Origin of the sequence: Sphingomonas sp. S2-65 (assembly GCF_021513175.1) — a bacterium.
Taxonomy (GTDB): Bacteria; Pseudomonadota; Alphaproteobacteria; order Sphingomonadales; family Sphingomonadaceae; genus Sphingomonas.
On sequence record NZ_CP090953.1, the window covers coordinates 416720 to 437371 of the forward strand.

Consider the following 20652-nt stretch of genomic DNA (forward strand, 5'->3'; position numbering starts at 1 on the left):
CGGCACGTGAAAGCGAGCGTTCTTCGCGGAAGCGGCGGATCTTAGTACCAGCGAGCGTCGTCATGAACGACACTTACCCGCGAAGGGTAAGTGGGCGCAAGACATTTTCCCTATGCGGGTAATTCTACAAGGCTATCCGCCAATCCCAGCCAAGCGGATCGCCGTCCATCACCTCCACGCCAGCTTCCGCCAAGGCGTCACGAAGAGCGTCCGACCTGGTGAAATCCTTCTCAGCCCGTGCCTGCTTGCGCTGCGCGAGCTGCGCCTCGATCGCTTCCGCCGTGATCCCCGCCGAAGCTGGCCGAAGGCGAAGCTCCTGGCGGGACAGGGTTTCGAGCCTCAATCCCAGCACGTCGTCCATGCGCAGCGCCGCGGCGAGTTGTGCGGCGGGATCGACTCGCTTCAACGCGAGCACCGCGTCAAGCGCCACCAGCGCCCGTGCGGTGTTCAGGTCGTCCGAGATCGCCGCGTCGAACTCGTCGAGAAGTGCCGCGACCGGTTGCGGGGCGGGGCCCGCGTTTGCATCTGCCGCCTTGTCGCGCAGCGCCGACACGGTAATCGCCAAGCGCTTCAGCCGCGTGAGTGCCGCCGCCAAATTCTCCGCGCTGAACTCCAATTCGCTGCGGTAATGCGCCTGCAGGCACATCAGTCGGTAGGCGAGGGGATGCACGCCTGCGTCGATCAGCGACTGGAGCGTCGTGAAGCCGCCTTTGGACTTCGACATCTTGCCCTGCCGGTCGACCAGGAAATTGTTGTGCATCCAGAAATGCGACCCGCTGTCGCCGCACCCGCAATAGGCTTGGTTCTGCGCGATTTCATTCGGATGGTGGATCTCGCGGTGGTCGATGCCGCCGGTGTGGATGTCGAACGGCGCCCCGAGATATTTCAGGCTCATCACCGAACATTCGAGGTGCCAGCCCGGCGCACCCACGCCCCAGGGCGAATTCCATTCCATCAGGCGCTGCTCGCCTGGCGGCGACTTGCGCCATATCGCGAAGTCCTGCGGGTGGCGTTTGCCCGCGACGGGATCGATGCGCCCTTCGCGAACATCGTCCTGATTGCCGGCCAGGCGGCCATAGTCCGGCACGGTGCTGGTGTCGAAATACAGCCCGGTTTCGAGCTCGTAGCAATGCTCGGGCGCGATCTTCTCGGCGAAGGCGATCATCTCCGCGATGTGATCGGTCGCGACCGACCAGCGCGAGGGTTCGCGGACGTTGAGGTCCTTCAGATTGCGCTTGAAGGCCTCGGTATAATGCGCGGCGATGTCCCAGATGCTCTTGGCCTGGGCACGCGCCGCCGCTTCCATCTTGTCATCACCGGCATCGGCGTCGGACGTCAGATGCCCGACATCGGTAATGTTGATGACGTGGGTGAGCGGATAGCCCTTCCAGCTTAGCGTGCGGCCGAGCGTGTCGGTGAAGACATAGGCGCGCAGGTTGCCCAGATGTGCGTAGTTGTAGACCGTCGGTCCGCAGGAATAGACGCGGGCGCCTTTTTCCGGATCCAGCGGAGCGAACGGCTCCATGCTGCGGGTGAGCGAATTGTAGAGCGTGAGTGCGGCGCCTTGCATGGCGGCGCCTTTAGCCGCTGACGTGCCTCACGTCATCCCGTCCTCCGCACCGCGCCATGGAACGCCTGAAGTTGCCGAGGGTTAATCGGGCAAGCGTCTGGCGAAGGCGCAACAAACGAAATGCAGCAACAAGCAATCGAGCGGCACGGGCCGTTCTCGAGGAGGCGGAGCATGTCCGAACACAAGGATCTATCCGAAGGCGGGGTCGGCAGCCGCGGCGCCGACCTGGATGCCGACAGCGATCCAGCGCTGCAAGGCAATGAGCGCCAGGCCGTGAAGAACCAGGGGAAGGCCAAACCCGACGATTATCCCGAACGCCACGAACAGAATTGAGGAGCCGGCGATGAGCGACGTGCGTGACGCACCCTCCTATGTGTCCAAGGACAAGGATCTTCAGAAGAGCGAAGCCCAGAATGGCGAAAGCACGGTTTGGGGCCGCACGGTTTCGATCATGCGGCCGCGCGAGGAGCTTTATGCCTTTTGGCGCGACTTCGCGAACCTGGCGACGTTCATGGAGAACATCGTCTCGATCGAAGTGCTCGATCAGACCCGCTCGCACTGGACGGTGCGCGGACCCAATGGCGAATATCAGTGGACCGCGGTGGTCACCGAAGACCGGCCCGGTGAGGCGATCGCCTGGCAATCGGAGGATGGCGACGTCCAGAACAGCGGCCGGATCGAATTCCTTGACGGGCCGCCGGGACACGGCACCTACGTCCGTGCAGTGTTGGCATATCAGCCGCCGATGGGAATGATCGGCAAGCTGATCGCGACGCTGACTCAGAAGGAGCCACAGATCTCCTCCAACCGCGACCTGCGCCGCTTCAAGCAGCTGATGGAAACGGGCGAGATCGCGACGACCACGCCGCCCAACCGCGAGCCGAAGTCCTGAGCACCCCCACATTCCCTTTAGCGGAGACCTAATCGATGCGCGCACTCACCTGGCACGGCAAGCACGACGTGCGGATGGAGACCGTTCCCGATCCCGAAATCCTGAACCCGCGCGACGCGATCATCAAGATCACCTCGACGGCGATATGCGGGTCGGATCTCCATCTCTACGACGCCTATATCCCAACGCTGCAGAAGGGTGACATCCTCGGCCATGAGTTCATGGGCGAAGTGGTGGATGTCGGGGCGAAATCGACGCTGAAAAAGGGTCAGCGCGTGGTGGTACCGTTCACCATCTCGTGCGGCAGCTGCTTCCACTGCTCCAAGCAGCAATTCTCGGCCTGCGACAATGGCAACCCGGCCGACAACCAGGATTTGGGGCAGCAACTCTACGGCGAGCCGATGTCCGGCCTGTTCGGCTACACTCACCTGACCGGCGGCTATCCCGGCGGCCAGGCGGAATATGTCCGCGTGCCGTTCTCGGACGTAGGGCCGATCGTCATACCGGACGGCATGCCGGACGACGACGTGCTGTTCCTCTCCGACATTCTGCCCACTGGCTGGATGGCGGCGGAGAACGCACAGATCGAGCCCGGCGATACCGTGGCGGTCTGGGGCTGCGGTCCGGTTGGCCTGTTCGCGGTCCAGTCGGCGTTCAAGATGGGCGCACACCGTGTGATCGCGATCGACCACTTTCCGCACCGGCTGGAGCTTGCCGCCAAATTCGGCGCCGAGACGATCAACTTCGAGGAGACCGACACCTATCACGCGCTGATGGAAATGACCGGTTCTATCGGTCCCGACGCCGTGATCGACTCGGTCGGCCTGGAGGCGCACGGCTTTTTCGTCGACAACATCGTCGACCAGATCAAGGCATCGACCTTCCTGGGCACCGATCGCCCGCACGCGCTCCGCCAGGCGATCCTCGCCTGCCGCAAGGGCGGCCGCGTGTCCGTGCCTGGCGTCTATGGCGGGTTCCTCGATAAATTCCCGTTCGGCGCCTTCATGGAGAAGGGCCTGACCATGAAGACCGGCCAGACTCATGTGCAGAAATATCTGCCCAAGTTGCTCGAGATGATCGGCAACAAGGAACTGGATACGACCTTCCTCATCTCGCACCGTCTGCCGCTCGAACAGGCGCCCGACGGGTACAAGATGTTCAAGAACGAACAGAACACCTGCACCAAGGTGGTGCTGAAGCCTGGCATGGCGGCCTGAGGAGATAAGCGAAATGGCGAACAAGCTTGCAGTGATCACCGGTGCCTCGACGGGCATCGGCAAGGAGATCGCAAAGATCGCGGCCGGCGAAGGTTACGACCTGATCATCGTCGCGGACGAGCCGCAGATCGACGCCGCGGCGGGCGAACTGAACGGCTTCGGCGTCGACGTGCAGACGGTCGAAGCCGATCTGTCCACTTTCGAGGGTAACGATCGTCTGCTCGCGGCATGTGGCGGACGGCCGATCGACGTCCTGGTCGCCAATGCCGGACGGGGGCTGGGGCAGGGCTTCCTGGAACAGGATCCCGCCGAATGGCGCCGCGTAATCGACACCAACGTCACCGGCACGACATATCTGCTCCAGAAGGTGCTGCAGCAGATGGTGCCGCGCAACGAAGGCAATGTCCTGATCACCGGCTCGATCGCCGGATTGATCCCGGGAGCGTGGCAGGCGGTGTATAACGGCACCAAGGCGTATCTCGACAGCCTGTCCTATGCGATCCGCGAGGAGATCAAGGACACCGACGTCAATGTCACCGTGCTGATGCCGGGGCCGACCGAGACCGAGTTCTTCCGCCGCGCCAACATGGAAAACACGCCGGTGGGTGAATCGGAGAAGGCCGATGCCGCCAAGGTGGCCCAGGACGGCTGGTCGGCGATGACCTCGCGCAAGCCGCACGTCGTGTCGGGCTTCATGAACAAGGTGCAGGCGACGATGAGCCACATCACGCCGGATACGCTGAATGCGAAGATGCACACCGGCATGGCGAAACCCGACGATGTCGAGGAAAGCCGAGGCGGGCTCTGACCTGTGGCAACTCTCCACCCCTCTCTCCCTGGGAGAGAGGGGGAGGGGTGTGCCATCCGGCTTTTCTATCAAGAAAGGTTTGGGAACACGGCGCGTCTGGGCCAGGCAGTCGGGGGACGGCTGCCTGGCATATGCTGAGTGGCGGGCAAATGCCTTAGACGGTTTCTTCCTGGCCGATCGCCGCTCGCACCATGGCGTTCCAGATCTCGGCCGGGTTGGTGCCGACTCCGCGGCCGGCCTCGACCATCTCAGGCGTGGGCTCGCGCAATGTGCGCAGCACTGCCAAGGCGCGGTTCACCTCTTGCGGCCACACCGCATCGACTTCGCCCCCGGCGCTGGCGTCCTGGCCTTCGCCGTTTATGCTCAGCGCTCTCGCCGCGATCACGCGCGCGATGCGCTCTACCGGCGAGGTGACGGAGATGTCGGTCATCGAACTAGCTGCTCCTGTTGGCTGTATCGAAACTGGCAACGCGCCGCGCCGTTGAGCCGTTCCTGCGAAGAACGGGTGCGAGCGCCGAGACAGTACGCAGCCGCACCACCGTGCTGCCAAAGCTACTGCCGGCAAGCAGCGGCAGAGCGATTCCGCAAAAGGCGCATTCGGCAGTGAGGCGCCCGACCAGCCAGTGCGATTGCGCGCAGTCCGGACAATGGTTCAACTGCTGCGGCCGATACGCTGCGCGATAGCCGTCGTGGGTCCGGCGATTGCCGAGATCGTACATGCAAGGTCTCCCGTGGGACCCGGTAACCGCCCCCAGGCGTGAGTTGTTCCTGTGCCGAACCGAAATGCCGCCCCGATGGCGTCGCAACGCGGAAGAAGCGCCACGCCAGACGTCCTGAACGGCAGCTAACAACTCCATTCAGGCTCGGCGCATCCCGACTCGGTCATAACCGCAGCATGGAAACGCGGCACAGATGCCGTGACGAGGAGGACCGCCATGAAGAACACCCTGTTTTCCGCCCTGCTCGCCGCCAGCGTCACTCTGGGCGGCATCGCCGCCACGCCGGCCGCAGCACAGCGTTACGACGGCTATGGGTATCAGGATCGCGGCTATCGCGATGGCTACCGTGGTGACCGCGGCGACCGTGGGTATCGCGGCTACCGCGGCGAGTATCGCGGCGACCGTGGCTATCGTCAGCGCTATGGCTACCGTCGCTGCAGCAGCGGCACTACCGGAACAATCCTGGGTGCAGTGGCCGGCGGCTTGCTCGGCGGCGAGATCGGCCGCGGCAATTCCTACCGTGGCCGCAGCACCACCGGCACGATCCTGGGCGCCGGCGCGGGCGCGCTGCTGGGCCGCGAAGTCGACGGCGGCAACTGCCGCCGCTGATCACCGGCGAATCGCCAGGAAAGGGCGTCCGCGGAAGCGGGCGCCTTTTTCGCGTCTGCGATGTCGCTGGAAGAGGTGGAGGCCCGAGCCGGAATCGAACCGGCATATACGGATTTGCAGTCCGCTGCGTCACCATTCCGCCATCGGGCCATCGGAGGTGAGGCGCGGGGAATGCGCAGGGCAGTGGCCCCGTGTCAACATAGTTTCAAAATAGCGCGGCGTTCGCTTGGCGTTATCCTTTGGCCGCGATAGAAGCCGAGCAACGTCAACAAGTGTATTGCATGGCTAAAACAGCTGTGCCAGAAAGCCGGAGTGATGATGGCTCTTTCGCTCGAATCCGCACCCGTCGAAACGACTCGTTTTGAAGCGATGCGGCACGCCATGGTGGCAAGCCAGCTGCGCACCAACGCGGTCAACGATCCGCGGGTGGTCGAAGCGATGGCGAAGGTGCCGCGCGAGGCGTATCTGCCTGCCGAACATCGTGCCATCGCCTATCGCGACGCGCTGTTGCCGCTGCCCGGTGGCCGCCGCCACAATTCGCCGCTCGCAACGGGCCGCTTGCTCACGCAGGCGCAGATCCAGCCGAGCGACCGCGTGCTGCTGATCGGTGCTGCCGGGGGCTACGCCGCGGCAGTGCTGGCACTGCTCGCCGGCTCGATCGTGGCGGTGGAGCAGGAGCCGGCTTTGGCGGCTCTCGCCCGCGGGGCGCTTGCCGGTGAGGGAAATGTGGAGGTCGTGGAGGCGCCGCTCAGCGCCGGCTGGGCCGCGGCTGCGCCCTATGACCTGCTGATCGCCGACGGAGCGGTCGAGGAACTGCCCGACGCGCTCGTGGCGCAGATTCGCCCGGAGGGCCGGGTACTGACCGGCATCGTCGATCACGGCGTGACTCGGCTGGCAGCCGGGCGCCGCAGCGAGGGGGGCTTCGCGCTGGTCGACTTCATGGACATCGAATGCGCGGAGTTGCCGGGCTTCCGGCGTCTGCGAAAATTTACTTTCTGATCAAGGAAAGAGGGGGGAGATGCGCTTGAAAAACCTGCTGCTGGGCGTGAGCCTCACGGCGCTCGCGGGGCCTGCCTATGCGCAGACTACTACGACGCGTCAGGGCACGACGGCCGACGTGACGGTTCAAACCGCGCCGCAGGTGGCTACCCAGACACCCGCGACGACCGCCACGCCGACCACGACGCTGCGGGAGGCGCTGCTTCAGGCGTACAACACCAACCCCGATCTTCAGGGCGAACGGGCGAACCAGCGCGCGAACGATGAGAACGTGCCGATCGCGCGATCGCAGGGGCGGTTCGGCGTCGGCAGTACTGGCTCGGTCAGCAGCAGCGTCTACGACTCGGACGGAAACGCCTTCACACCGACCCGCCAGGGCCGCCTCGGCCTCAACGTGTCGCAGCCTATCTATAGCGGTGGATCGGTGCGCAATTCCGTACGCGCTGCGGAAACGCGCGTGAACGCCGGCCGCGCGAACCTGCGCGGGGTAGAGGCCGACACCTTCACCTCGGTAGTCACTGCCTATGTCGACGTGATCCGCAACGAGGCGATCGTCCGGCTCAACCAGCAGAATGTCCGCGTCCTGCAAGTCAACCTCCAGGCAACGCGTGACCGGTTCGAGGTCGGCGACCTCACGCGCACCGACGTCGCGCAATCCGAAGCGCGCTTGGCGCTGGCGCAGAGCCAGCTTCGCAACGCCGAGGCGCAGCTGATCGGCAGCCGTGAAAGCTATATCCGCGTAGTCGGCACCCCTCCGGGCGTCCTCGCGCCGCCTCCGGTCCTTCCCAACCTGCCGGACGACGCGCAGGTGGCCGAGCAGACCGCGCTCGCGAACAACCCGTTCCTCGAGGCCGCCCAGCTCCAGCGCGACGCAACGCGGTTCGACACGCGAGTGGCGCGCGCCAGCCGGCTTCCCCAGGTCAGCCTGGGAGTCGGTGGCGACTATTACAATTATCTGGGCTCGGTCCCCGGCCAGGCAGCCCAGCAGCTGTCCAGCAACGGCTTCTCCAGCACGATCGGCGCTCAGGTGAGCCTGCCGCTGTTCCAGGGCGGCCGCCCGGCCGCACAGGTCCGCCAGGCGCAGGCCCGCGAGGCGTCTGCAATCGAATCGGTCACCCTGACCGAGCGTGGCGTGATCTCGCAGGCGCGCTCGGCCTATGCCTCTTACCAGGGCGCGCTGCAGGTGATCGAATCGTCCCGCGTCGCCGTGGAAGCCAACCGGCTGAGCCTCGAGGGCGTGCGCGCCGAAAACAGTGTCGGCACCCGCACCATCCTCGACATCCTCAACGCCGAGCAGGAATTGCTGAACTCCCAGGTCCAGTTCGTCACTGCCGAGCGCGACGCCTATATCGCCGGCTTCTCGCTGCTCGCGGCGATGGGCCGTGCCGAGGCCGCCGACCTCAATCTGGACGGTGGCCCGCTCTACGACCCGGAAGCCAACTACAACCGCGTGAAGGGCCGTTGGAGCGACTGGGCGGACGATCGCGCGCCGACCCCGGTCGGCACCTCGACCGCCGGTACCCCGCCGCAAGGGGCGACGGTCGCGCCGGGCGGTCTCGATCCGGTTTTGCAGCGACCGGTTGACACGACCCGCACAAATCCGGATTGAGCGAAGCGATTAACCACGCGACCAAGGTGCGGACCATGGGGGATATGAGTACCGAGCCGTCGATGGAAGAGATCCTTTCGTCCATTAAGCGCATCATCGCCGAGGAAGGGGAGGCCGCGGTCTCTTCCCGAAGCCGCCGCGGCAAGTCCGCGGCGCGGCGTGAGGTCGTGGTCGAGGATGAGCCGGCGGAAGACGAAGTGCTCGAGCTGAGTCAGCCGATGGCGGACGCCAGGTCTCACGGCGCTTCCGCGTCCGCACCGGTTGAGCCCCTCGCCGATCCCATCCTCTCCGACCGCGCCGCGGAAGCCACGCGCGGGCCCCTGGAGGCGTTGTCGCGAATCGTCGTGAAGCCCGAAGTGCCGGGCACGGATACGCTGGAGGGCATGGTTCGCGAGATGCTCAAGCCGATGCTGCGGGACTGGCTGGACGACAATCTGCCGCGCATCGTCGAGACGATGGTCGCACGCGAGATTTCACGCATCACCGGACGGAACTAAGCGTCGCAAGCTTTGACGCGGCGGGATTGTAACCCCGCCGCGTTCCTGCTCTATCTCGCGGCCATGAAGCACATCCTGCTCGCGGGCGTAGCGCTCGCTTTCGCTGCCGCGCCGGCTACCGCACGCGACCTCACCATCGACGATGTCGCGACGCTTTCGCGCGTCGGCGCGCCCGCGGTGTCGCCGGACGGGCGTTGGCTGGTCTGGCAGCAGCGTGAGACCGACCTCGCCGCCAATCGTGGCCGGCTCGACCTATGGCGGCTCGACCTTCGCACCAGGGGCGCAGTGCCCGAGAAGCTCGTCGCCGAAGCCGAGGTGAACGAAGCCGCCCCGCAATTCTCACGCGACGGCCGCACCGTCTACTTCCAGTCGGACAAGGGTGGCGAAGACGCAGTGTGGAGCGTGGCCGTCACCGGCGGCACGCCTACGCAGCGCACTCACATCGCCGGTGGCTTCAGCGGCTTCAAGGTCTCGCCCGACGATACCAAGCTGCTGATCTGGGCGGACCGCAAGCCGGGCGCCCCCAGCCTCGAACCGGCGCTGGAGAAGAAGGACGCGAACGCGGGCTCCGGGCGGACCTATGACCAGCTCTTCGTGCGCCATTGGGACGCATGGGCGAACGGCGACCGCTCGCAGCTCTTCGTGCTGCCCTTCGGCCCCGCCGGCGCCACCGGCAGCGGGACGGCGATCGGGGGCCAGCTGATCGGCGACACGCCTTCCAAGCCCTTCGGCGGCGGCGAGGAATTAGCCTGGAGCGCCGATGGCAGGACGATCTACTTCGCGTTGCGCGAAGCAGGCCGGATCGAGTCGACCTCGACCAACCTCGACATCTTCGCCGCGCCCGCCGATGGATCCGCCGCTCCCGTGAACCTCACTGACGACAATGACGGTACCGACACGCTTCCGACCGTGTCGCCCGACGGCAAGTGGCTCGCTTACATGTCGATGGCGCGCGCCGGCTATGAGGCCGACCGCCAGGTGCTCAAGCTGCGCAACCTCGCCACTGGCGAAATCCGCGCGCTGACCCAGGGATGGGACCGCTCGGTCGCGTCGATCGCCTGGGCGCCGGATGGCAAGCGCCTCTACGTGACCGCGCAGGACACCCAGGAAGAGCCCATCTTCACTGTCGATGCCAGGAGCGGCAAGGTCGCCCGGCTGACGCAGCAGGGCGTCGTGACTGCGGTTCTGCCGACCCGGAGCGGCGCGGTGTTCGCGATGAACAGCCTCACCGCGCCCGACGACTTCTACGCGCTGACGGGCAAGAAGGTCACGCGTTTGACTTCGGTCAACGCCGCCAAGCTCTCGGGCATCGACATGCCAAAGGTCGATCGCTTCAGCTTCGCCGGCGCCAATGGCGACACGGTCTGGGGCTATTCGGTCCGCCCCGCCAGTCTGGCCCAAGGCGCCAAGGCACCCATTGCCTTCGTCGTCCATGGCGGCCCGCAGGGATCGAGCAACAACAGCTGGTCCTATCGCTGGAACCCCGCCGTGTTCGCCGGCGCCGGCTATGCGGTGGTCTCGGTCGATTTCCACGGTTCCACCGGTTATGGGCAGGCCTTCACCGACGCGATCCGCAGCAATTGGGGCGGATGGCCGCTCGAGGATCTGCAGAAGGGTCTCGCCGCGGCGACCGCCAAATTCTCCTATCTCGACGGTGGCAACGCCTGCGCGCTCGGCGCCTCCTATGGCGGTTATATGATGAACTGGATCGAAGGGCAGTGGCCCGATCGCTTCAAGTGCATCGTCCAGCATGACGGCGTTTTCGACGCCCGCGCCATGGCCTATGAGACCGAGGAGCTGTGGTTCGACGAGTGGGAGCATGGCGGGAAGACCTATTACGAAGATCCGGAAGCCTTCGAAAAGTGGAACCCGGTGCACCACGTCGCCAAGTGGAAGACTCCCCAGCTGGTCATCACCAGCGAAAAGGACTTCCGCATCCCCTATACGCAGGGGCTCGCCGCCTTCACCGCGCTCCAGCGCCAGGGCGTCGACAGCCGCCTGCTGGTATTTCCCGATGAGAATCACTGGGTGCTCAAGCCCAAGAACTCGCTGCAATGGTATGGCGAGGTACTCGGCTGGTTGAACAAGTACACCGGCAAGTAGGCGCCGATCTACGATCCTCCGTCATCCCGGCCTTGAGCCGGGATCCCGCTTCTTCTGCCGGGAAAGGCAGCGGGCCCCCGGCTCAAGGCCGGGGTGACGTGGGAGGGACGTCAAACCTAGCAATTCTCCTCCGTCCAAGCGGAAGGGGAACCTACCGGAGGGTTGTGCGAAACTTGCACACCCCGCTAAAGCCCGCGTCATGACCGAACTCCCCAAGACCTTCGACCCCGCCGAAATCGAATCCCGCTGGTATGGCCATTGGGAAGACAAGGGCCTGTTCGCGCCCGAGCGCCCCGGCGCCGATCCCTGGACTCTGGTCAACCCGCCGCCCAACGTCACTGGCAGCCTGCATATCGGCCACGCACTCGACAACACGCTCCAGGACATCCTCGTCAGACACGCCCGGTTGAAGGGCAAGGACGCGCGCTGGGTGGTCGGCACCGACCATGCCGGCATCGCCACTCAGATGGTGGTCGAGCGCCAGCTCAATGCCGTCCAGCAGAAGCGCACCGACTTCACCCGCGAGGAATTCGTCGCGAAGGTGTGGGAGTGGAAGGAAGAGAGCGGCGGGGAGATCACCCAGCAGCTCCGCCGGCTCGGCTGCTCGATGGATTGGGCGAACGAACGCTTCACCATGGACGAGGGCTTCTCGAAAGCCGTGCTCAAGGTGTTCGTCGAGCTGCACAAGCAGGGCTTGATCTACCGCGACAAGCGGCTGGTGAACTGGGACTCCAAGCTCGGCACCGCAATCTCCGACCTTGAGGTCGAGACCAAGGACGTCAAGGGCAGTTTCTGGCGCCTGCGCTATCCGCTCGAGGATGGCAGCGGCTTCATTGAAGTCGCAACCACCCGGCCCGAGACGATGCTCGCCGACATGGCCGTCGCGGTGAACGCCAGCGACGAGCGCTACACTGCGCTTGTCGGCAAGAAGGTGCGCCTGCCGATCACCGGCCGCCTGATCCCGATCATCACCGACGACCATGCCGATCCCGAACTCGGTTCGGGCGCGGTCAAGATCACGCCGGGCCACGACTTCAACGATTTCGAAGTCGGCGGCCGCGCCGGGATTGAGGCGCGCGACATGCTCAACATGCTCGACGCCAAGGCGCGCATCACCCAGACCGCAGACGGGCTGATCCCCGAGGATCTGCTCGGCCTCGACCGCTTCGAGGCACGCAAGGTTATCGTCCAGCGGCTCAAGGATGACGGCGTCCTGATCCCGCATCTCGACAAGGAAGGCGCCGAGCACGACGCCGAGCCGCGCACGATCGCCACGCCGTTCGGCGACCGCTCGGGCGAAGTGATCGAGCCCTGGCTCACCGACCAATGGTATGTCGACGCCGCCACCCTCGCCAAGCCAGCGATCGAAGCCGTTCGCTCGGGCGCGACCAGGATCGTGCCCAAGAGCTGGGAAAAGACCTATTTCAACTGGATGGAGAACATCCAGCCCTGGTGCGTCTCGCGCCAGCTTTGGTGGGGGCACCAGATCCCGGCCTGGTTCGCACAAGACGGCAGCATCTTTGTCGCTGAGAGTGAAGCCGAGGCTCAGGCTGCAGCAGGTGAGGGCGTTGCGCTCACCCGGGATCCCGACGTGCTCGACACTTGGTTCTCCTCGGCACTGTGGCCGTTCGCGACGATGGGCTGGCCCGATGCCGATGTGAAGGCCTCTGGCCGCTATCCCAACGACGTGCTGATCTCCGGCTTCGACATCCTGTTCTTCTGGGATGCCCGGATGATGATGCAGGGTTTGCAGTTCCTGGGCGAAGTGCCCTTCAAGACGCTGTACTTGCATGGTTTGGTGCGCGCGTCGGACGGGCAAAAGATGTCCAAGTCCAAGGGCAACGTGGTCAATCCGCTCGGGCTGATCGACAAATACGGCGCCGACGCGCTGCGCTTCTTCATGGCGGCGATGGAGAGCCAGGGGCGCGACATCAAGATGGATGAGAAGCGGATCGAGGGCTACCGCAACTTCGCCACCAAGCTCTGGAACGCCGCACGCTTCTGCCAGTCCAACGGGATCGCGGCCAGCACCACGCTTGAGCCGCCACCTGCCGAGCTCGCGGTAAACCGCTGGATTATCGCGGAAACCGTGGCGGCGGTGCAAGCGCTCGACCTTGCGCTGGCCGATCTCCGCTTCGACGAAGCGGCTAACACCATCTATCAGTTCACGTGGAGCCGCTTCTGCGACTGGTATCTCGAGCTGATCAAGCCGGTGATCCAGGGTGAGGGCGGTGTGCCCGCGACCGGTCCTGGTGCAGAAGAAACCCGCGCCGTCGCCGGCTGGGTCCTCGACCAGATCCTGGTCATGCTCCACCCGTTCATGCCCTTCATCACCGAAGAGCTTTGGTCCAAGATGGGGCCGCGCGATCATGAACTGATCGTCGCCGCCTGGCCGATGGCGGACGCCCGCGCGCTCGATCCCCAAGCGGCGCAGGAGATCGATTGGCTGATCCGGCTGGTCAGCGAAGTCCGTGCCGCTCGCACCGAGCTCAACGTGCCCCCGGGCGCGCGGCTGCCCATCCATGTCCGTGACGCCAGCGGCGAAACCGCCGCGCGGCTCGTCCGGCAGGAGGCGGCGCTCGCCCGCCTGGCACGCGTCGACCAGGCGCAGGGCGAGGTGCCCGCGGGCGGTGCGCTCCAGATCATCGTCGACGAAGCGACCTTCGTCCTCCCGCTCGGCGATGTCGTCGATCTCGACGCCGAGAAGACTCGGCTGACCAAGGCGATCGCCGCGGCCGAGAAGGAGCGCGACGGGCTGGCGGGGCGCCTCGGCAACCCAAGCTTCGTAGAACGGGCCAAGCCCGAGGCGGTGGAAAAGGCGCGCGCCGACCATGCCGACAAGGCGGCGGAGGCCGAGCGGCTATCGGCGGCACTGGCGCGGCTCGGCTAGTCGCGCGGGGCCATGACCTCGATCACGCCAGGGGCAACCTTGGCGATGGTCGGGGTCTTGGCGAGCACCTCGCCGTCGATGGAGATCGGGAGGGGAGGCTCGGTGGCAATTTCGAGCGCCTTGCCGCTGAACTCCACCACGTCCGCGTGCCGGGTCTTGAGCCGTAGCGCCGACGCTGCCCAATTGTGGATCAGCCGGCGCTTCAGCGGCCCTTTCACGGCCTGGATGACGATCCGCCCGCTGTCGAGCTTTGCGCTCTCCACCAGCTCCGTGCCGCCGTGGAATGGGCCGTTGGAGATCCGCACCTCGACCACCTTCAGCCGCTGCGCCTCGGCTCCCGAGCCGACGATGAGGGTGAACGGCTTGAATCGCACGAACTGAAGCGCCGCCCAGCTGAGATATCCGGCCCGTCCGAACCAACGTTTCGCCAGGTGCGGAACGGTTTCAGCGATCTTGGGCGACAGCCCGATCGCCGCGGCGTTAGCGAAGTAATCGTCGCCGATCATTCCCAGGTCGATCCGCCGTGGTGCTCCGTTGACGATCACGTCGACGGCGCCGTCCACATCTAGCGGGATGCCGAGCGACCGCGAGAAGCTGTTGGCGGTGCCGAGAGGCAATACGCCCAGCCGCACTCCCTTGCCGACGATCAGGTCGACCAGGCAGCTGATCGTGCCGTCGCCGCCGCCGATGATCAATATCTCGGGATCAGACTGTAACGCCGTCGTAACGGTTTGCGTCAGCTGCTCAGGATTTTCGACTGCATGCGCGTCAACCAGATAGTCCAGCTCGGCAAACCGCGCACGTGCGCGCTCGAACGATCGCTGCCCGCTGCGCGACTTGGTGTTCACCACCATCACTGCCTTGACCGAACTTTTCGTCATCTGCCCTCCAGCTGGGGAACGTATCGGTGGTGCAACGCTTGTCAGCGGCGGGACGATCCAAGGAGAGGGCATGGCAACGCGCGCACCCGCCAGACGGGACCTTACGACCGGGCCGATCGGCCGCACGCTCTTATTGTTCGCGCTACCCACCCTGGGTTCGAACATCCTCCAGTCGCTCAACGGATCGATCAACACGATCTGGGTCGGCCGCTTCCTGGGTGAGGATGCGCTCGCGGCAACCTCCAACGCCAACATCATCATGTTCCTTCTGTTCGGTGCGGTGTTCGGCTTCGGCATGGCGGCCACGGTGCTCATCGGCCAGGCGATGGGCCGGCACGACATCGACGGCGCCCGCCAGGCGTTCGGCGCGGCGGTCGGGCTGGTGCTGGGCAGTGCGGTGTTCGTCGCGATCCTCGGCTATTTCCTCTCACCGGCCATCCTGCGCCTGCTCGCTACCCCAGGCGACGCGATGCCGCTGGCGCTCAGCTATTTGCGAGTAATTTTCCTCGGACTTCCCGCCGCCATGCTGCTGGTGTTGCTGATGATGGGGCTGCGCGGCGCCGGGGACGCCATGACGCCTCTGTGGTTCATGATCCTCAGCGTCATCCTGGATGCCGGGCTCAATCCCGTGCTGATCCTGGGACTGGGACCCGCGCCTGCCCTAGGGATCGCCGGTTCCGCGGCGGCGACGCTGATCGCCAATCATCTTGCCGTGACAGGGCTGCTTGTCACTATCTACATGCGCGATTTGCCGATCCGGCTGCGCGGTCGTGAGGTTGGGTACTTGTTGCCCAGCGCCGCCTTGATGCGCACGATCCTTGGCAAGGGGCTGCCGATGGGCGCGCAGATGCTGGTGATGTCCCTGGCCGGGCTTACCATGGTAGGGCTGGTCAATCGCCTCGGCGTCGATACGGTCGCGGCCTATGCCGTCTCGCAGCAGCTGTGGACCTATATCCAGATGCCGGCGATGGCGATCGGCGCTGCTGTCAGCGCGATGGCCGCTCAGAATATCGGGGCAGGCGCCTGGAACCGGGTCGGCGGGATCACCCGCGCCGGGCTGCTGTACAACTGCCTGATCACCGGCGCGATGGTGGCCGCGGTGCTGCTTTTCGATCGTCCGGTTATGACCCTGTTCCTGGTCGGCGAAAGCCCTGCGCTGCCAATCGCGCGGCACATCCAACTTATCGCCAGCTGGAACTTCGTGCTGTTCGGCATGACGATGGTGCTGTTCTCCACCGTCCGCGCCAACGGCGCAGTGTGGATGCCGTTGCTGGCGCTGATCGTCGCCATGTATCCGGTACGCATCGGCTTCGCCCTGGGTGCGCGAGGGATCTTGGGAAGCGACGCCCTGTGGTGGAGTTTCCCGATCGGCTCGCTCGCGGCGCTTGGTTTGGCAGCGAGCTACTACCGATACGGCAATTGGCGTCGCGGCGCGATGCTGCGTCCACACGAGGGGCACGAGCAGGCGCTCGCCTCGACCGAGCCCGCCGGGCGCTTGCAACCGACTGGATGAGGGCGCATCAGCCGGCCATGAGTCAGTATCCCGCGCTTCGTCTCCGCCGCACCCGTGCCGCCGCTTGGAGCAGGCGGATGCATGCCGAAACCGTGCTCACGCCCGCCGACCTGATCTGGCCCATGTTCGTGACAGAGGGCGAAGGCGAGGAACCGATCGCGGCGCTTCCCGGCGTTTCGCGCTGGTGCCTGAAGGGCATCGTCGAACAAGCGCGCCAGGCCAGCGCTCTAGGCATTCCCTGCATTGCGCTGTTTCCCAACACGCCTCCAGCGCTGCGTAGCGAAGATGGCCGGGAGGCGCTCAACCCGGACAATCTGATGTGCCGCGCGATCCGCGCGATCAAGAACGCCGTGCCGGAGGTGGGTGTCCTCACCGATGTGGCACTCGATCCTTACACCAGTCACGGACATGACGGTCTTGTTGACGCCCGAGGCTATGTGCTGAACGACGAAACTGCGGCGCTCCTCACCGAGCAGGCCTTGGTTCAGGCGGAGGCGGGATCGGACATCGTCGCACCTTCGGACATGATGGACGGGCGGATCGGGCTGATCCGCAGCGCGCTGGAGGCGAATGGCCACGCCAATGTGCAGATCATGGCATATGCGGCCAAATACGCCAGCGGCTTCTACGGTCCGTTCCGCGACGCAGTGGGATCGCGAGGCCTGTTGAAGGGCGACAAGAAGACGTACCAGATGGATCCCGCCAATGCCGAGGAAGCGTTGCGCGAAGTCTCGCTGGATCTGGCCGAGGGCGCAGACAGCGTTATGGTCAAGCCGGGGCTGCCCTATCTCGACATCATATTGCGTGTGAAGAACGCCTTTGAAGTGCCTGTGTTTGCCTACCAGGTCTCCGGAGAATATGCGATGATCGAGGCCGCTGCCGCAGTAGGGGCAGGGGACCGCGAGGCGCTGGTGATGGAAACCCTGCTGGCGTTCAAACGCGCGGGCTGTTCGGGGGTGCTGACCTACCACGCCCCGCTGGCTGCCAGGCTGCTTGGTGCATGATCCACACGGCAAGGCTCGTCCTGCGGCCGACCGAAGCGCGCGATCGTGAACCGTTGATCGCCATGCTCGCCAACCCGGAAGTGATGCGCGACCTGGTGCGCAATCCCACGCGGGAGACCGCCCAAGCCAGCATCGATCGCCATATCGGCTACCGCGACAGCCATGGCTTGGGCTTCTGGACGGTCGAGCACGACGGCGCAGTGGCGGGGCTGTGCGGCCTGAAGCCGGGCGCACCGAACACCCCGATCCAGGGCGAAACGGAAATCGGCTGGCTGTTCGACCTGCCGTTCTGGGGCAAGGGGCTGGCGACGGAAGCCGCCCGGGCGTCGTTGGAGTGGGGCTGGGCCAACACCCCGGCGCCCCGCGTGGTGGCGATCACCGCCGCGGGTCACATCAAGAGCCAGCAGGTCATGGATCGGCTTGGCATGCATCGACTGGTCGACGGCGACTTCAACCATCCCCTGTTCGCCGAGGAAGACGCCATGCGCGCGACGGTGACGTTCGCGATTCATCGGCCGGGAACGCATTGATGGATACCCAAGCCGGGCCGCCGCGAGAGATGCTCGCTTCCGGAAGGCTGCGCTGGCTGTTCGTCGCCGCGATCCTCACCGGGTCCTTCCTGCTGTTCCTTGTCCAGCCGATGATCGCGCGCATGGCACTGCCGCGGATCGGCGGCGCACCGGCCGTGTGGAATTCGGCGATGCTGGTGTACCAGGCGTTGTTACTCGCCGGCTATGCCTATGCCCATTGGCTGGGGCGGTTCCGCCTGCGTGTTCAGGCGCTGGTGCATGTCGGCGTGCTCGCAGTGGCGGCCTTGCAGCTGCCGATTGGCCTCATCGCCACGGAACTGCCGGGCTCGATCGATCCCGCGCTCTGGGTGCCATGGCTGCTATGCGCGTCGATCGGCCCGTTGTTCTTCGCGATCTCGGCCCAGGCGCCGTTGCTCCAGCGCTGGTACGCAGCGGCAAGCGGCGGACGCGATCCCTACGCCCTCTACGCCGCGTCCAACATCGGCAGCTTTGGCGGGTTGATCGCCTACCCCCTGCTGGTCGAACCTGGCCTGGCACTGCATGGTCAAAGCTGGCTCTGGACCGCCGGCTATGCGCTGGTCGCGGTGCTGGTGGCGGGCTGTGGGCTGCTGTTACCCACCAACTCCGGCGATGCAGTGCCGGAACTCGCCCATAGTGTCCGCCCCACGCCGGGGCGTGTCGCGTGGTGGATCGCCCTTGCCCTCGTGCCATCGGGGCTGATGCTGGCGACCACGACCTTCCTCACGACCGACATCGTCGCGGTACCGCTCCTGTGGGTGCTACCGCTCGGACTGTACCTGCTCAGCTTCTCGCTCGCCTTCCGCGAAGGCTCAGCCTTGCCCGATCTGCTCGCCAAGTTCGTGCCGGTCATGTTGCTGCTGTTCGGCGCGACGCTGATCGCCGGGCATCAACAGTTCGCCTATCTCAACGCAGCCATCGGGCTGTTGTTGCTGTTCATGGTGTCGGTAGCGCTGCATGCCCGCATGTACGCGCTGCGGCCCGCGCCCGACCGGCTGACCGGCTTCTACCTGGCGATGGCGTTCGGGGGAGCGCTGGGCGGCGTATTCTCGGCACTGGTTGCGCCGCTGGTGTTCGACTGGACCTATGAATATCCGCTTCTGATCCTGGCGGCGGGGCTGCTGGTGCCCCAGAGCTTCCTCTTCCCGGCGCTGGAGCGGTTCTGGAGAGGCTCGCGGGCGGCTCAGCGGGGCCGGACGGTGCTGATGATCGTGGTGGTGGTCGGGCTGGTCGCCCTAGGCTTCTGGAACCCGGGCCGGCTGTTCGGCAGCTTCAGCGAGCAAATGGCGTTCGTCGCAGTGGCGGCGGTAGGTCTGGTGGCGGTCGGGCGTCGTGCGCCGTTCATGGTGGCACTGGCCGGCGCATTGTTCATCTTCGGTGGCCAGCGCGCGATCGATATGTCGCTCAGCGGGGCGCGCATCCGCAGTTACTTCGGGGTGTATACCGTGACTGACCAGGACGGGGAGCGCAGGCTGGCCCACGGCACGACCGTCCACGGTCTGCAGCTGCTCGGCGCGCGCGAGCGGATGCCGACGACCTATTATGTTCCAGGGTCGGGCGTGGGGCAGGCGATGGAGGCCTTGCCCAGCCTCTATGGTCCGCGCGCACGCGTGGGCGTCGTGGGGCTCGGCACCGGGACGCTCGCTTGCTACGCGCGGCCTGGCCAGCAATGGCGGTTCTTCGAAATCGATCCAGCGGTGGTCCGCATCGCGCGCGAACGCTTCACGTTCCTGGCGCGGTGCCTGCCCGATCCCACCGTACTACTGGGCGATGCCCGGTTGCAGATCGACCACATGCCCGCCGCGAGCCTGGATCTCCTGGCGCTCGACGCGTTCTCGTCCGACGCCGTGCCGATGCACCTGATGACGGCCGAGGCGTTTGCCAGTTATGGCCGGGTTCTGGCGCCGAACGGCTTGCTGCTGGTCCACATCTCGAACCGGTTCCTGGCACTCACGCCCGTGGTTGCCGCCGCTGCCGAGCGGGGCGGCTGGCATGCGGCGCGGATGATCTACCAGCCAAGCGCGCTGGAGAAACAGGACGAGGCGTCGACCTCCGACTGGATCGCGCTGTCGCACGATCCCGCCAAGCTCGCCGCGCTGACGGGTACGGGCCATGGCTGGCGGCCGCTCGTCGCCAGGCGCGGCTTCGCAGGCTGGACCGACGACTATGCGTCGATCGTACCGGTTCTACGCGGCACCGGCGGCGGCGCCTCGGACGACGATTAGGCGCCCGCCAGCGCCGCTTCGAGAGCGCTGATCCGGCTGGCCTGCCCCGCTCCGACGGCGTCGGCGCGTTTTGCCGCTTCCTGAAGGGCAGGGTAGGGCGGCTGACCGCTTGCGCCCCGCTCGATGACCAACGTCTCCAAGTCGGTCTGAAGCGTCGTGACCGGGGCCCGCAGCGCGTCCAGCGTGCTCAGTGCCACTTGCGCGTCGAGCCAGCGCTCGGACCCCGCCGCCAGGCCGCGGGCGACGGCGACCTTTGCCTCCGCGTCCCGCGCGGCGCTCGCGAAGCGCTTCTCGGCATCGTCGAGGCTCGCGCTGATTGTGGCGATCCTGGCGTCCAGCGCCGGGTCCGCCACCGCGACGGGTGCCCGGCGCTCGGGCTCCGCCAGGTTCTGCTTCTCCACCGCACGCGGCAGGAGCGAGGGATAAGGACCGGTAGGGTCAGCGCATGCGCTGAGGCCGATCGCGAGCAGGGGGACAAGGCGTCGCATGCCGACCGCTTTAAGTTTGTAAAAAATCGTACGCAACGGGCTTGCGTCCCTCCGATTCGGCTTCTAAGGACGCCTCTCCC

General features: G+C 65.7%; 19 protein-coding genes and 1 tRNA gene. 14 read left to right on the top strand and 6 right to left on the bottom strand.

All coding sequences use genetic code 11. The features are described 5' to 3' along the window. Positions 1-124: 124 nt before the first annotated feature. Positions 125-1570 carry a cysteine--tRNA ligase gene (cysS, locus tag LZ586_RS02145; protein ID WP_235078058.1) on the bottom strand — a complete coding sequence of 482 codons (1446 nt, stop codon included), beginning with the start codon at positions 1568-1570 and terminating at the stop codon, positions 125-127. Between the two features lie 171 nt (positions 1571-1741). Between cysS and LZ586_RS02150 the strand changes: the two genes are divergently transcribed. From LZ586_RS02150 to LZ586_RS02165, 4 genes are read left to right on the top strand one after another with little or no spacing between them, the layout of a single operon-like run. Further along, positions 1742-1903 (top strand): hypothetical protein, encoded by a 162-nt coding sequence (locus tag LZ586_RS02150; RefSeq protein ID WP_235078059.1) that lies wholly within the window; start codon positions 1742-1744, stop codon positions 1901-1903. A 10-nt stretch (positions 1904-1913) separates the two neighbouring features. Next, positions 1914-2462: an SRPBCC family protein gene (locus tag LZ586_RS02155; protein ID WP_235078060.1), complete on the top strand. Its 549-nt coding sequence runs from the start codon at positions 1914-1916 to the stop codon at positions 2460-2462. 35 nt (positions 2463-2497) lie between these two features. Next, on the top strand, positions 2498-3679 hold the full coding sequence (locus tag LZ586_RS02160; RefSeq protein ID WP_235078061.1) for a zinc-dependent alcohol dehydrogenase: 1182 nt from the start codon (positions 2498-2500) through the stop codon (positions 3677-3679). Positions 3680-3692: 13 nt separating this feature from the next. Then, positions 3693-4487, top strand: coding sequence for an SDR family NAD(P)-dependent oxidoreductase (locus LZ586_RS02165; protein WP_235078062.1), 795 nt, complete (start codon positions 3693-3695; stop codon positions 4485-4487). Between the two features lie 154 nt (positions 4488-4641). Here LZ586_RS02165 and LZ586_RS02170 read toward each other — a convergent pair whose 3' ends face one another. Both LZ586_RS02170 and LZ586_RS02175 read right to left on the bottom strand, forming a co-directional pair. Beyond that, on the bottom strand, positions 4642-4917 hold the full coding sequence (locus LZ586_RS02170) for a hypothetical protein (protein ID WP_235078063.1): 276 nt from the start codon (positions 4915-4917) through the stop codon (positions 4642-4644). Positions 4918-4921: 4 nt separating this feature from the next. Beyond that, a complete protein-coding gene (locus tag LZ586_RS02175; protein WP_235078064.1) occupies positions 4922-5206 on the bottom strand; it encodes a hypothetical protein in 285 nt (94 codons plus the stop codon). Between the two features lie 216 nt (positions 5207-5422). Here LZ586_RS02175 and LZ586_RS02180 point away from each other — a divergent pair, with 216 nt between their 5' ends. After that, on the top strand, positions 5423-5815 hold the full coding sequence (locus tag LZ586_RS02180; RefSeq protein WP_235078065.1) for a glycine zipper 2TM domain-containing protein: 393 nt from the start codon (positions 5423-5425) through the stop codon (positions 5813-5815). Positions 5816-5891: 76 nt separating this feature from the next. On the opposite strand, the gene LZ586_RS02185 is transcribed toward LZ586_RS02180, so the two are convergent. Beyond that, positions 5892-5965 (bottom strand) — tRNA-Cys (locus LZ586_RS02185). Between the two features lie 165 nt (positions 5966-6130). Here LZ586_RS02185 and LZ586_RS02190 point away from each other — a divergent pair. From LZ586_RS02190 to LZ586_RS02210, 5 genes are all read left to right on the top strand, one after another. After that, complete coding sequence (locus LZ586_RS02190) at positions 6131-6814, top strand: protein-L-isoaspartate O-methyltransferase family protein (protein ID WP_235079703.1); 684 nt, start codon at positions 6131-6133, stop codon at positions 6812-6814. A 19-nt stretch (positions 6815-6833) separates the two neighbouring features. Beyond that, entirely contained in the window at positions 6834-8423 is a 1590-nt protein-coding gene (locus LZ586_RS02195; protein ID WP_235078066.1) for a TolC family outer membrane protein, read from the top strand. Positions 8424-8458: 35 nt separating this feature from the next. Next, positions 8459-8920: a DUF2497 domain-containing protein gene (locus LZ586_RS02200; RefSeq protein ID WP_235079704.1), complete on the top strand. Its 462-nt coding sequence runs from the start codon at positions 8459-8461 to the stop codon at positions 8918-8920. A 63-nt stretch (positions 8921-8983) separates the two neighbouring features. Then, positions 8984-11023, top strand: coding sequence for an alpha/beta hydrolase family protein (locus tag LZ586_RS02205; protein WP_235078067.1), 2040 nt, complete (start codon positions 8984-8986; stop codon positions 11021-11023). Between the two features lie 199 nt (positions 11024-11222). Further along, positions 11223-13913 carry a valine--tRNA ligase gene (locus tag LZ586_RS02210; RefSeq protein ID WP_235078068.1) on the top strand — a complete coding sequence of 897 codons (2691 nt, stop codon included), beginning with the start codon at positions 11223-11225 and terminating at the stop codon, positions 13911-13913. Here LZ586_RS02210 and LZ586_RS02215 read toward each other — a convergent pair. After that, positions 13910-14794 (bottom strand): diacylglycerol/lipid kinase family protein, encoded by an 885-nt coding sequence (locus LZ586_RS02215; RefSeq protein WP_235078069.1) that lies wholly within the window; start codon positions 14792-14794, stop codon positions 13910-13912. The two genes, LZ586_RS02210 and LZ586_RS02215, sit on opposite strands and share 4 nt — an antisense overlap. 70 nt (positions 14795-14864) lie before the next feature. Between LZ586_RS02215 and LZ586_RS02220 the strand changes: the two genes are divergently transcribed. From LZ586_RS02220 to LZ586_RS02235, 4 genes are read left to right on the top strand one after another with little or no spacing between them, the layout of a single operon-like run. Continuing rightward, positions 14865-16307 carry an MATE family efflux transporter gene (locus LZ586_RS02220; RefSeq protein WP_235078070.1) on the top strand — a complete coding sequence of 481 codons (1443 nt, stop codon included), beginning with the start codon at positions 14865-14867 and terminating at the stop codon, positions 16305-16307. A 17-nt stretch (positions 16308-16324) separates the two neighbouring features. After that, positions 16325-17311 (top strand): porphobilinogen synthase, encoded by a 987-nt coding sequence (hemB, locus tag LZ586_RS02225; RefSeq protein ID WP_235078071.1) that lies wholly within the window; start codon positions 16325-16327, stop codon positions 17309-17311. After that, positions 17308-17841, top strand: a complete 534-nt coding sequence (locus LZ586_RS02230) for a GNAT family N-acetyltransferase (RefSeq protein ID WP_235078072.1) — start codon at positions 17308-17310, stop codon at positions 17839-17841. The genes hemB and LZ586_RS02230 overlap by 4 nt, the downstream gene beginning before the upstream one ends. Next, positions 17841-20084, top strand: coding sequence for a spermidine synthase (locus tag LZ586_RS02235; RefSeq protein ID WP_235078073.1), 2244 nt, complete (start codon positions 17841-17843; stop codon positions 20082-20084). Before LZ586_RS02230 ends, LZ586_RS02235 begins: the two co-directional genes overlap by 1 nt. Here the strand turns inward: LZ586_RS02235 and LZ586_RS02240 are convergent. Next, on the bottom strand, positions 20081-20572 hold the full coding sequence (locus LZ586_RS02240; protein WP_235078074.1) for a hypothetical protein: 492 nt from the start codon (positions 20570-20572) through the stop codon (positions 20081-20083). The two genes, LZ586_RS02235 and LZ586_RS02240, sit on opposite strands and share 4 nt — an antisense overlap. Positions 20573-20652 lie beyond the last annotated feature (80 nt).